The sequence below is a fragment of the Nonlabens ulvanivorans genome, assembly GCF_032922765.1.
Taxonomy (GTDB): domain Bacteria; phylum Bacteroidota; class Bacteroidia; order Flavobacteriales; family Flavobacteriaceae; genus Nonlabens; species Nonlabens ulvanivorans.
This window is the reverse complement of record NZ_CP136694.1, coordinates 2,413,818-2,427,001: the sequence shown is the minus strand read 5'-3', so window position 1 is coordinate 2,427,001 and position 13,184 is coordinate 2,413,818. Positions and strand designations below refer to the sequence as shown.

Annotated in this window: 11 protein-coding genes; 8 read left to right on the top strand and 3 right to left on the bottom strand. The window is 36.7% G+C overall.

Going from position 1 to position 13,184, the window contains the following annotated elements:
• Position 1: 1 nt before the first annotated feature.
• From R1T42_RS10920 to tsaB, 5 genes are read left to right on the top strand one after another with little or no spacing between them, the layout of a single operon-like run.
• Positions 2 to 1,261, top strand: coding sequence for an ABC transporter permease (locus R1T42_RS10920; protein ID WP_317290350.1), 1,260 nt, complete (start codon positions 2 to 4; stop codon positions 1,259 to 1,261).
• A 16-nt stretch (positions 1,262 to 1,277) separates the two neighbouring features.
• On the top strand, positions 1,278 to 2,447 hold the full coding sequence (locus R1T42_RS10915; RefSeq protein ID WP_036583700.1) for an efflux RND transporter periplasmic adaptor subunit: 1,170 nt from the start codon (positions 1,278 to 1,280) through the stop codon (positions 2,445 to 2,447).
• A gap of 56 nt (positions 2,448 to 2,503) precedes the next feature.
• Complete coding sequence (locus R1T42_RS10910; RefSeq protein ID WP_317290349.1) at positions 2,504 to 3,832, top strand: TolC family protein; 1,329 nt, start codon at positions 2,504 to 2,506, stop codon at positions 3,830 to 3,832.
• A gap of 4 nt (positions 3,833 to 3,836) precedes the next feature.
• On the top strand, positions 3,837 to 5,108 hold the full coding sequence (locus R1T42_RS10905; RefSeq protein WP_036583703.1) for an efflux RND transporter periplasmic adaptor subunit: 1,272 nt from the start codon (positions 3,837 to 3,839) through the stop codon (positions 5,106 to 5,108).
• A gap of 1 nt (position 5,109) precedes the next feature.
• On the top strand, positions 5,110 to 5,799 hold the full coding sequence (gene tsaB, locus R1T42_RS10900) for a tRNA (adenosine(37)-N6)-threonylcarbamoyltransferase complex dimerization subunit type 1 TsaB (RefSeq protein WP_042244801.1): 690 nt from the start codon (positions 5,110 to 5,112) through the stop codon (positions 5,797 to 5,799).
• Between the two features lies 1 nt (position 5,800).
• Here the strand turns inward: tsaB and R1T42_RS10895 are convergent, their stop codons facing one another.
• Positions 5,801 to 6,001: a dodecin family protein gene (locus R1T42_RS10895; protein WP_036583709.1), complete on the bottom strand. Its 201-nt coding sequence runs from the start codon at positions 5,999 to 6,001 to the stop codon at positions 5,801 to 5,803.
• A 124-nt stretch (positions 6,002 to 6,125) separates the two neighbouring features.
• Entirely contained in the window at positions 6,126 to 7,034 is a 909-nt protein-coding gene (locus R1T42_RS10890) for a NifU family protein (RefSeq protein WP_317291867.1), read from the bottom strand.
• A 144-nt stretch (positions 7,035 to 7,178) separates the two neighbouring features.
• On the opposite strand from R1T42_RS10890, the gene R1T42_RS10885 reads away from it, so the two are divergent.
• The 3 genes from R1T42_RS10885 to R1T42_RS10875 all read left to right on the top strand — a co-directional run bounded on the left by R1T42_RS10885 (position 7,179) and on the right by R1T42_RS10875 (position 12,062).
• Positions 7,179 to 10,442 (top strand): T9SS type B sorting domain-containing protein, encoded by a 3,264-nt coding sequence (locus R1T42_RS10885; RefSeq protein ID WP_317290348.1) that lies wholly within the window; start codon positions 7,179 to 7,181, stop codon positions 10,440 to 10,442.
• Positions 10,443 to 10,459: 17 nt separating this feature from the next.
• Positions 10,460 to 11,461 carry a PorP/SprF family type IX secretion system membrane protein gene (locus tag R1T42_RS10880; protein WP_317290347.1) on the top strand — a complete coding sequence of 334 codons (1,002 nt, stop codon included), beginning with the start codon at positions 10,460 to 10,462 and terminating at the stop codon, positions 11,459 to 11,461.
• Positions 11,462 to 11,534: 73 nt separating this feature from the next.
• Complete coding sequence (locus tag R1T42_RS10875) at positions 11,535 to 12,062, top strand: RNA methyltransferase (RefSeq protein ID WP_317290346.1); 528 nt, start codon at positions 11,535 to 11,537, stop codon at positions 12,060 to 12,062.
• Here R1T42_RS10875 and folK read toward each other — a convergent pair.
• Positions 12,059 to 13,162, bottom strand: coding sequence for a 2-amino-4-hydroxy-6-hydroxymethyldihydropteridine diphosphokinase (folK, locus tag R1T42_RS10870; RefSeq protein ID WP_317291866.1), 1,104 nt, complete (start codon positions 13,160 to 13,162; stop codon positions 12,059 to 12,061). The genes R1T42_RS10875 and folK overlap by 4 nt on opposite strands.
• Between the last annotated feature and the right edge of the window lie 22 nt (positions 13,163 to 13,184).

The window sequence follows — 13,184 nt, the reverse complement described above, 5'->3', positions numbered from 1 at the left end:
TATGTTTAGTAGAGATCGATGGAATGAAATACTTGAAGCACTTAATGCTAATAAGCTGCGTACATTTTTAACTGCGTTTGGAGTATTTTGGGGAATATTCATTTTAGTAGCGTTGTTAGCACTAACAAATGGCTTAAGGACAGGTGTAACCACCGGTTTTGCAAACGGAGCGACAAACTCTATGTTCATGTGGGGACAAAGTACCTCAATGGCTTATAAAGGTCTTAATAAAGGTCGTCCTGTACAATTTAAATTAGAAGATGTTGAAGCGCTCAAACAAAATATTCCTGCATTGCAATATGTGTCGCCTAGATTACAGTTAGGCGGTTTCCGTGGTGCTAATAATGTAACTAGAAACGAGAAGACTGGTGCCTTTGGAATCTATGGTGATTATCCAGAATATATTCACCAAGAATATATGGATATCATTAAAGGTAGATGGATCAACTATTCTGATATCAATGCAAAAATGAAAACCGCAGTGATAGGAACTGATGTTGTTAAATCTTTATACGATATCGGTGAAGAGCCTATAGGGACCTATATTAAAATTAATGGAGTCAACTTTAAAGTAGTCGGTGTATTTCAAAATCCCAATACACAAGGTGATAGTGAAGAAGAGGCAAACAATATATTTATACCATTCACCAGTTTTGCAAACGCATTTAATACAGGGAATAATGTAGGTTGGATGGCTATCACGGCATATGATCACACAAGTATCACCTCATTAAAGCCTCAGGTTTTATCTATAATGAGAGAACAACGAGGTGTTCATCCAGATGATCAAAGAGCGATTGGGAACTTTGATAAAGCAGAGATTTTTGCTCGCTTTACTGGGCTTTTCGATATTTTAGGTTTTGTAGGCTATTTTGTAGGCGCACTGGTTCTACTTTCTGGAGGAATAGGTATCAGTAATATCATGCTTATAGTGGTAAAAGAACGTACTAATGAGATAGGTGTACGCCGTGCCTTAGGCGCATCGCCATGGGATATCAAATCACAAATCTTACAAGAATCACTAGTGTTAACCATTGTCTCTGGATTAGCAGGTATTGCTGCTGCTGCAGGATTAATTTGGGTCATGAATTATATATTAGATCAAAGTGGACCCGTAGAAAACTTTGCAAATCCTAGTGTAAATATTACCGTGATTATCATCGCGCTTATCATTTTAATCATCGCAGGATTACTCGCTGGATTTATACCAGCATCACGTGCTACTCAAATGAAACCAGTAGACGCTTTAAGAACCGACTAATAACTAAGTAACCATAATGAAACGTACAGGAACCGTAATTACATTGATCATCATACTGCTACTTGCAACAGCAGGGATTTTTTACATCTATCAAAAAGATTTAGAAGACCCTATCACTTATACTACTGAGCAGCCTACTAAGGAGACGATCATCAAAGAAACAGTCGCTACAGGTAGTATTGTACCTAAAGAAGAGGTGAATATTAAACCTAATATTTCTGGAGTGATCGATAAAATCCATGTAGAGGCAGGTGACTTTGTTAAGGCAGGAGATTTAATAGCAGACATTAAAGTCGTGCCTAATGTTTCCTCTTTAACTAATGCAAAAAACAATATCTCTGGAGCTAGAACTGCTGTAGAAACTGCAAAACTTGCTTTAGATAATCAAAAAGCTATCTATAACAGACAGAAAACTCTTTTTGATAAAGGAGTTATCGCTGCAAATGAATTTGATCTGGCACAGAATGCTTACAATAACGCACTTCAACGTTTAAAGCAAGAACAAGTAAATCTTACCAGTTCACAGCAGAATTATGATATCATTAGAACAGGAACTACCGCAGGATTGGGTAATTATGCACAAACCGCTATACGCGCTACTGTATCTGGTATGGTGCTGGATGTACCGGTAAAAGAAGGTAATCAAGTTATCGAGGCAAACAACTTTAATGAAGGAACATCTATCGCAGTAATTGCAGACGTTAATAAAATGATATTTGAAGGTAAGGTAGATGAAAGTGAAGTAGGTAAAATTAAAGAAGGTCTGCCATTAGAGATTACCGTGGGAGCTTTTGATAATAAGAAATTTGATGCCGTGCTAGATTATGTTGCCCCTAAAGGTATCGCAGAGAATGGAGCCATTCAATTTGCGATAAAAGGAACACTTAAAGCAGCCCAAGACTCCACCTTTATTAGAGCAGGTTTAAGTGCAAATGCGAGTATAATACTGGATAAAAGAGATCAGGTTTTAAGTATTAAAGAAGCTCTAGTTCAATATGATCCAGAAACTAAAAAACCTTTTGTAGAAGTGGCAGTCGGTGATCAAGAATTTGAAAGACGTGATATAGAACTAGGATTAAGTAACGGAATCGATGTTGAAGTCCTTTCTGGAGTAAATGAAGGTGATAACATTAAAGTTTGGAATGCTCTTAAAGCACCTACCGGTCGTGGTGGATACGGCGGATAAACTTTTTTGTAACATTTTAATAGAAACACATACATATCATATAGGAAGTTATGGGAATGAAAAAAATTATCATCTGTAGTATTGCGGTTTTAAGTTTCGCTTTCGCGAAAGCGCAACAAACAAAATCATGGACTCTTCAAGAGTGCGTGAATTATGCAATAGAAAACAACATCAATATAAAGCAGGCAGATTTAAATATTGAGCAAGCACAACTAGATAAAAAAGATGCCTTAGGTGCTTTTTTACCTAGTCTTAATGCGAGCGCTAGTAATTCATGGAATACAGGTCTTACACAAAACGTAGTTACTGGTGTTTTACAAACGCAAACAACACGTAACTCGTCCTATGGAATTAATTCTGGTGTAACGTTATTCAATGGTATGCGTAACGCTTATCGTCATCAACGTGCAAAAATGAATATTCTAGCCACTCAATACAGTGCAGAGCAGTTAGAGGACAATATTTTATTGAACGTAGCTAACAGTTATTTAAACGTTCTTTTCAATAAAGAAAATTTAAAGCAATTAGAAACACAACACCAGTTAACTGCAAAGCAATTAGAACAAACACAGCAGTTAGTAGATGCAGGTTCACTTCCACGAGGAGATATATTAGAAGTACAAGCTACATTTGCAAATGAGGAACAGCAAATCCTTGCAGCCCAAAATAATGTGGTTATCTCTCGCATCACTCTTGCACAAATCTTAAACTTAGATGACTTTAAAAACTTTGACGTTGCAGATCCTGATTTGAGCGATCCTTCGGCACTAATATTAGATCAAGGTGCAGATGGTATTTATGACGCAGCTACTAAAAATCGTTTTGAAATTAAAATAGCAGAGCAAAATACCGCTCTTGCAGAACAAGACTTGAAAATTGCTAAAGGTGCGAGGCTTCCAACAGTTAATGCCTTTTTCAACTACAATACTCGTGAGAGCGATCGATTAAATCTAGCATTCTTTGATCAGTTATCATTAAACGATGGTATATCATACGGACTAAGTTTAAACCTTCCTATATTCAATGGTTGGTCGGTTTCTAATAATGTTAAACGCAGTAAGCTCAATGTAGAGAATAACCGTTTACAAGAAACTCAAGCAAAACTAGATTTAAAACAAAATATTTATCAAGCATATAACGATGCTCAAGGTTCAAGACTGACTTATCAAAGTGCTCAAAAAGCATTAGAAGCAAGAGAGCTAGCATATGAATATGCGCAAGAACGTTATAATGTTGGGTTAATGAATGCCTTTGACTTTAACCAGTCGCAAACACAATTGACTAATGCGCAAAGCAGTCTACTGCGCAGTAAATACGATTACATCTTTAAACTTAAAGTTCTTGAATTATTTACAGGAATTGCACCAGAAGATTTAAAACTCTAAAACCATGAAAAAACCATTACTTATTATATTAATCCTTATTGGAATAGCTGTCATCGGGTACTTTGGACTCAAAGCTGTTGGTGTAATAGGTGGTAAGGATAAAGGGAAAACGGTAGAAGTAATGTCCATTGAAAAAATGGACATCATAGAAACCGTAAGTGCGACTGGTAAAATTAAGCCAGAGATTGAAGTAAGTATCTCTCCAGAAGTTCCTGGTGAGATTATTGAATTACCTATAAGAGAAGGACAAGCTGTTAAAAAAGGAGATCTTCTAGCACGTATCAATCCAGATTTATTACAATCTAGTGTTAGTCGTTCTCGAGCTGGACTCGCAAATGCTAAAGCTGGTTTTGAACAGGCAAAAGCATCACTGGTTGAGGCAAAAGCAAACTATGGTCGTAGTGCTACCTTATTTGAGAAAGGTGTGATCTCACAATCAGATTTTGACGCGGCTATCGCTGCATATGATAGGGCAAAAGCATCTGAAAGATCTGCTTATTTTACGGTACAAAGTGCAGGAGCAACTGTAAATGAAGCATCAGATAATCTAGGTCGTACAAGTATATATGCACCCATGACAGGTACCATATCGTTACTTGCCGTTGAGTTAGGTGAGCGCGTGGTAGGAACTCAACAAATGGCTGGTACAGAGTTACTACGTGTTGCAGATCTTTCGCAAATGGAAGTTGAAGTAGATGTTAATGAAAATGACATCGTTAAAATTGCTGTAGGCGATAAAGCTATTGTAGAAGTAGATGCTTACTTAAAGAAAAAGTTTGAAGGTGAAGTGACTGAAATCGCAAACACGGCTACAGGCCAGCTGTCTGCAGATCAGGTTACTAACTTTAAAGTTAAAGTACGTATCCTTCCAAAATCCTATACAGATCTTACAGAAGGTAAGCCAGAGAATTACAGTCCGTTTAAACCTGGAATGACAGCGACCGTTGATATTATCACACGAGAAAAGAAAGATGCTATAGCAGTACCTATCAGTTCTATCGTTGTGAAAAATGATACTACTGAAAATAAAAGACGCTCAGATATTGAGTTAGACGCTGAAAAGTATGAGTGTGTTTATGTAAAGTCTGGCGATAAAGCAAAACTGCGCGTGGTAACTACAGGTATACAAGATGATAAAAACATCGTAATCCTTACCGGTCTTAAAGAAGGCGAAGAAATTATTACGGGACCATATCGCACCGTTACTAAAGAGCTTAAGACTGGTGATCTCATCAATACTGAGAAGAGTAAGGAAGAAACTGTAGAGAAAGAATAATATGGCGCTCATTCTTTGTGTAGAAACTTCTTCTACAAATTGTTCAGTAGCACTGGCTAGTGATGATACTAGTATCACAAACGCAAATTCATATCAGGTAGCACATTGTGCTGATTTTATAGAAGATAATAGCTCTAGTTATTCTCATGGAGAACGTTTACATGTTTTTATAGATGACTTACTTAAGCGCAATAACTTAACCGTTCAAGATCTAGACGCCATAGCCGTTAGTGAAGGACCAGGATCCTATACCGGTCTACGCATCGGTGTTGCTAGTGTAAAAGGCATGTGTTATGCTTTAGATATTCCTATGATTGCGATCAATACCTTAGAGTCTTTAAGCTTGCAAAATACGTTACCAAGTGATTATACTATCGCCATGTTAGATGCAAGACGTATGGAGGTTTACGCTTCAGTGTATCAAGGTAAAGAGCTTGTAGAAACTACTAAAGCGGTTGTATTAGATGAGGATTCTTTTTCTCGCTTTCGCGAAAGCGGAACCATTACTTTCATAGGTACTGGTGTAGAGAAATTTGAAAATCTGATTAAAGAACCTGCACATCGATATGTAACTTCTAATCCTACAGCAATAACGATGTGCGATACTGCTGTTTTAAAGTATAAAAAAAGCGACACTGTTGATGTCGCTTATTTTGAACCTTTTTACCTTAAAGAGTTTAAGGCAGGATAAATTACTTTACTTCAAAAGTGATTTTTACATTCACTCTGTATTCAGATACTTTTCCATCTTTTACTTGAGCGCTTTGCTCATTTACATAGACAGATCTTATATTTTTAACGCTCTTTGAGGCTTGTTCTACCGCTTTATTAGTTGCGTCTTCCCAACTGCTATCACTATTTGCTAATACTTCAATTACTTTTAAAATTGCCATGATTATATCTTTTTAAATTAATTAGATTCAAAAGATAAGTAAAATTTTAAAATCGATTTTAAAATCAGCTAGCTAAAAACATAACTGGATTAATAACAAATTTTAGAGATGATTGACAGATTTATTAGCCATTTATAGCCATCACTCGATCTACCTTACCAGGTAACATATCACGCAACATTGTTTCTATACCACTTTTCAAAGTCATGGTAGATGATGGGCAACCGCTACAGGCACCTTGTAAAATAACCTTTACCTCTTTAGTGTTTTCATCATAACTGTCAAAGACGATGTTACCACCATCACTCGCTACAGCAGGTTTGATGTACTCATCTAGGATTTCTACCACTTTTTTAGAAACATCATCTAGATTTTCGAATTTAGGTAGCTCTATGTTTTCACCTTCTTTTTTAACTGTTCCGGCTTCATGTTTTGAAGATCCTATCTCAGCACCATTTTCTATAGCTTCTTTAATAAAAGAACGTATTTCAAAGGTTACTTCATCCCAAGAGGCAATATCATGTTTCTGAATGGATACATAATTCTCATCGGCATAGATTTCTTTTACAAAAGGGAAATTATATAATTGACGCGCCAGTGTGTTGTCTGCCGTGTCAGCAATGGATTTAAATTCTGTGCTATTCACTACTAGCTTCTTATTAGCCACAAACTTCATCACTGAAGGATTAGGAGTAGCCTCAGCATACACGGTTACTGGAACTTTCTTTTGTGTACTTTCTATATTTAAAAGTGGTGCATCGCTATTCAAGTAATTTTCTACTTGCTCTTTTACTTCATCTTGTACGTCGCTCCATTCAATAATGTCATAGCGCTCTATAGCTATAAAATTTTGAGTGATATAAACGGTTTTTACAAAAGGTAAATAGAATAATTGCTGCGCTAGCGGTGATGGTTTTGCGTCATCAATATTCTTAAATTCATAGCTTTCATTTTTAACTAGAAAATGATTGCTTTCAAATTTAATGATCGCCTCATTAGTAGTAGGTGTAATAGTAATTGTATGTGAATCCATGATCGTTCTCTTATAAGTGACAAAGATACGATGCGTCATGTAGATAGTAACTTAAAGAAGTCATTGATTCTATTGATAGTGTCATCTTTAAGCCGTTAAGTTATTCTTAAAACCATATATTTACTTTTTATTAGTTAAGAAGAAATGAAAAAAGCAGCCCTTTTATTACTTCTACTAGGTTTTTGTGTTTTTTCAAATGCTCAAATAATAGTAGACAATACAACTTATACCAATATTGAGCTCGTTGAAGATGTTCTTGTGAACAGCACTTGTGCAGGTGTTAGAAATATCGCCTGGAGTACCGGAGCTGGACCTAACCAAAATGGGATAGCTTATTTTACTCACAATTTCTCAGGATTTCCTATTAGAGAAGGTATTGTTTTATCTAGTGGTAATGCTTTAAATGCTGCTGGACCCAATACTGATTTAAGTCAGTCAGATGTAATAGGAACTCCATCGGATCCAGATTTGCAAGCAGCAATGGTGGGATCTGTTCCAGCTGTTGTTTCACAAGATGTAAGTTGGATAAGTTTTGATTTTGTGCCACAGGCAGGATTTATGTCTTTTGATTTTCTGTTTGCTAGTGAAGAGTATGATGGTAACTTCGAATGTTCTTTTTCTGATGCTTTTGCCTTTATCTTAACAGATACAGTAACTGGAACTGTTACTAATTTAGCTTTAATACCAGGTACAACAGACCCTATAAGAGTCACAAGTGTTAGAAATCCACCTGCAAGTGCTTTTTGTGCGCCGGTGAATCCAACGTTTTTTGATGATTATAATGTTGCTGGTGCGGCAGGAGCAACTATTACTACAGGTAATCCAGCGGCGACTAGTGCAATATCTTATAACGGTCAAACGGTTGTTCTAAGAGCAGAAAGTAGTGTCGTTGCTAATCGTAATTATAATATAAAATTAGTTATTGGAGATTCTGGTGATGACCAATACGATTCCGCTGTTTTCATCGCAGGAGGAAGTTTTGATATTGGAGCAGATTTAGGATTGGATAGAACTTTAGTAGGTTCAAATCCGCTTTGTGAAGGAGATCAATATACATTAGACGCATCTGTAGCTGGTGCTGCCATGAGTTATCAATGGAATCGTAATGCGGCACCAATTCCTGGTGCTACTAATGCTACATATACAGCAACCACCACAGGGAATTATTCTGTAGATATTAATTATACGGCATCTTGTAGTACGATAGCGAGTGTGTTTCTAGAATTTATCAGTCCTAATTCTTCTACACCTACAGATATGCAAGCTTGTGGTTCTGGTGGAACTGCTGTCTTTGATTTAACGTCTAAAACATCTGAAGCTTTAGGTGCGTTGGCCGCAGCAGACCATACCGTAAGTTATTATGAGTCTCAGTCTGATGCTGAAGCTGGTATCAACCCGATTCCTAACCCATCAACTTATTCAAACACCGCAAATCCACAAACTGTATATGTACGCATAGAAGAAAACGCATTTAACTGTGCGTCTGTTGAGGAGTTTGATCTCATTATAGCAACCATATCAGCAGGAACGCCTATGGATATGATCGCTTGTGATGTTGATAATGATGGTTTCTTTGATTTTGACTTAAGTACACAGGACGCAGACATGGCAGGAACTAATGCTGCTGGATCTGTGACGGTTACTTACCACCTTACTCAGGCAGATGCAGACGCTGGTGTTAATCCTGTAGGACCAATATATACTAATACGACAACGCCAGAGACTATTTATGGTCGAGTAGAATTAAATACAGATAGTAATTGTGCAGATACTGCTAGTTTTAATTTAATTCTGAATCCTTCACCAGTCGCTCCTACAATAACAGATTTTGAATCATGTAGCACTATAGATCCTAATACTACGGTTTTCGCTTTAAGCGATAAGGATACAGAAATTATGAATGGACAAGCAAATGTCCTTGTCAGTTATTACAGCACGCAAGCAGATGCTGATATAGGTGTCAATGAGTTGCCTACTAATGGTTATACAAATACATCTAATCCACAGACTATTTATGTGAGACTCATAGACGCGCTGACTAATTGTGTTAATACAGATACAACTTTTGAACTGGTCGTTAATGACTTACCGGTAGTTACTGCGCCAGCCTTATATGATCTTTGTGATGATAATACAATTGATGGATTTACTTCTTTTGATTTGGCGACTAGGGATAGTGAAATAACTGGTGGTAATACTTCTTATACTGTTTTCTATTATGCCACACAGCTAGATGCCGACAATAGGATGAATGAATTAACGGGTTCTTACACTAATACTGTAAATCCACAATCGGTATTTGTTGTTGTAGAAGATAATGTAACAGGTTGTGAAAATTATACAACGTTAAATCTTGAGGTTATTGATGCGCCACAGGCTGCAACGGCACCAGATTTAATATTATGTGATGATAATAACACAGGTGATCTTACCGAAACCTTTAACCTGACAGATAATGAGACTGCAGTTTTAAATGGGCAAACGGGAATCACATTAACTTATCATAACTCACAAGCTGACGCAGATGCTGGTTCAAATGCTATAGGAAATCCTACAAGTTTTGATAATTCATCATCGCTGCAGACTGTTTATCTAAGAGTAGAAAACACTACTGGATGTTTCAATACAACAAGTTTTAATATTGTTGTAAATGCAGTGCCAGTCCCACAAATGTTTGATTTGTACTATTTATGTCTTGATGGTAACGGTAATGTTTTAAACACAGATAATTCACCACCTACATTAGACACGACATTATCAGCTACAGGATTAAGTTTTAGCTGGTCGTTAGACGGTAATGTATTGCCTGCTGAAACAGGTGCGACACTTACAGCTACTATGGTAGGAATGTATACGGTAACAGCGACAGATACGACTACAGGATGTAATAGTTCTCAAACTACAGAGGTAAGACAATTAGGTCCGCCAGATAGTTTTGGTGCCGAGGTAACATCTCGATATTTTGATGAAGTTCATAGAATAGAAGCCTTTGCTCAAGGACCTGCAACACAATATATTTTTAGCGTTGATGATGGTCCATGGCAATATAATGGCTTTTTTGAGGACGTTACACCAGGACCGCATGTGGTATTTATACAGGATTTAGACGGTTGTGACACAGTAGAAATCCCTATCGATGTCATCGGTTATCCACGCTATTTCACGCCTAACAACGATGGTTACCATGATACTTGGAACATCATTGGAATTAACAATGAACCTACTACAAAAATTTATATATTTGACCGATACGGAAAACTGCTTAAACAAATGAATCCTTCCGGTATAGGATGGGATGGTTTTTATAATGGTCAACCGTTACCATCATCCGATTATTGGTTCCAGGTGGAATACATAGAAAACGGAAGCAATAAAACATTTGGTGGACATTTTGCGTTAAAGAGATAGAATAGACTTAATAGAACATGAGAAAAATTTTAATTGTACTGGCACTAGCGTTTAGCAGTCAGTTTGCGTTAGCTCAAGAAGGTGTACCAGTATATCTGGATTACTTAACAGACAACTATTACTTGTTACATCCATCGATGGCAGGTGCCGCTAGTTGTGGTAAAGTTAGGTCTACTATCAGACAGCAGTGGTTTGATCAAGAAGATGCTCCTAATTTACAGACACTCAGTTTTAATACTGCAATAGGTGAAAATAGCGGTATTGGAGCTATTCTTTTTAATGATAAAAATGGTTATCACTCTCAAACAGGTGGATACATTTCATATGCTTATCACCTACAAATAGGTGGTGGATTTGAAGACCTTAATAGACTTTCTTTTGGTGTAAACGTAGGTCTTGTTCAAAGTAGATTAGATGAATCTGATTTTGACCTAACAGACTTTGATCCTATTATCACCGGAGTTTTAAGATCTGATTCTTACTTTAATGTAGACATAGGTGCTTCTTACTTCTATAAAGAGTTTTATGCACACATGACCGTTAAGAATGCTATTTTTCAAAATCGCGAAATTTACTCTGAAGGTTTTGAAAGTACTAATCAACGTCGTTACATCGCGACATTAGGATATCTTTTTGCACCACGTAATTCAAAGTGGCAATGGGAACCATCTTTCTTATATCAACGTACAGATCGTACTGAAGAGCAGTTTATGGATTTCAATGCAAAAGCATATTATGACTTGAGCGATGAGAGTGTGCTTTATTTAGGAGCTTCTTACCGTCAGAGTTTTGATGGAGCAGAGTTTGTAAATGGAACCAGTATCCAAGAACAAAACCTTTCTTTACTTTCTCCATTATTAGGGATTAAGCACAAGAATTTTACATTTGCTTATACGTATAGCTACCAGTTTGGTGAAATTAAATTTGCCAGTGGTGGATTCCACCAGATCACTTTAGGAATTGATTTCTTATGTACAAAAGATAGATGGAGTTGTAACTGTCCTGCAGTGAACTTATAATACTATTTATATTCAAACTAAAAGGACTGTGAAAGCAGTCCTTTTTTAGTTTCAAAAATATTTTCATCTTGATATGAGAAAATTACTTAATGAAGAATTAGACCGGTTGTCGGTAGATCGCTTCCGCGAAAGCGATAAAACACCGCTCATCATTGTATTAGATAATGTGCGCAGTCTCAATAATATTGGTTCTGTTTTCCGTAGTGCTGATGCTTATCGAGTAGAAAAAATATATCTATGTGGTATCACAGCGCAACCACCACATAAAGATATTAGAAAAACTGCACTGGGCGCAACAGAAACGGTAGCTTGGGAATATCGTGAGCACACCATTGATGTAATTAAAGAGCTTAATGAGCAAGGCGTAACTACTTGTGCTATTGAACAAGCAGAAGATTCAGTCACTTTGCGCGGTTTTAAGCCATCTACTGAAAAAGTAGCTGTAGTGATGGGTAATGAGGTGAAAGGTGTTCAACAAGAGGTTGTAGACGCTTGTGACACTGTCATTGAGCTAGAGCAATATGGTACAAAACACTCCTTGAATATCTCAGTATGTACAGGAATTGTAATCTATGATTTGTTCTATAAACTCAACTATTAAATAGCTGAGGTAATTTGTTCCAGTACTTTTAAATAATCTTCTTGATTATTTACAAAATCAAGATCTGTAACATCAATAACTTTAATTTTTAAATCCTGTTGAGATCTTATAAAATCTGCATAACCTTGCTGGATTTGAGATAAGTAACTGGCCTCGATGTTTTGCTCATAATCACGACCACGCTTTTTTATATTTTCTAATAAACGATCTTCTGTCTGATATAAATAAATGTATAAATCTGGTTTTACCAGCTCTTTATACATCATATTAAACAGCCTTTTGTACAGAGAGTATTCTTCTTTTTCAAGGGTTATTTTACTGAAAATAAGTGATTTGATGACATAATAATCTGCAACTGTAAAATCTGAAAATAGATCTTGTTGTGCGACGTCATCACTTAATTGTTGATAGCGATCTGCGAGAAAAGACATCTCAAGCGGGAATGCATACCTTTCGGTATCTTCATAAAATAGAGGCAGAAATGGATTGTCTGCAAATCGTTCTAGGACCTGTTTGCCATTAAAGTCTTCAGCAATTTTATGAGATAAGCTCGTTTTCCCAGAACCTATGTTTCCTTCAATGGCTATAAAATTGATATTAGTTATAGGATAACGCTTTCGCGAAAGCGGAATCTCAAAACTAACCTTGTTGTTTAATGACTCTAAGGAATCTGCAATTTCTTGTATACTTTTTTTAATTACTGGATGATATACCTTACCAGCTATTGCGGCAAGCGGCTGCATTACAAATGAACGTTGTTCCATTCTAGGATGCGGCACTTGCAATGAATCAGTACTGATAATTTGATCATCAAATAGTAATATGTCTAAATCTATAACACGATCCTCATAAGTATCACCGCTTCTAGGAACGCGACCTAGATCACGTTCAATCTGTTGTAATATGGTGATGGTCTCTAGTGGGTTTTTATGACTGTGAACTAATATACAAGTGTTTAAGAAATTCCCGCCAGTAAAACCTGCTGCAGGCACTTCATAAACCGGAGCCGATTTAATAATCAAGCCCAGTGTGCTCTCAATAAGTCGTGCGGCATCAAGAAAATGCTTCTCACGATCTCCTAGGTTACTACCTAAAGCAATGAATATCTTATGGTTATGATTT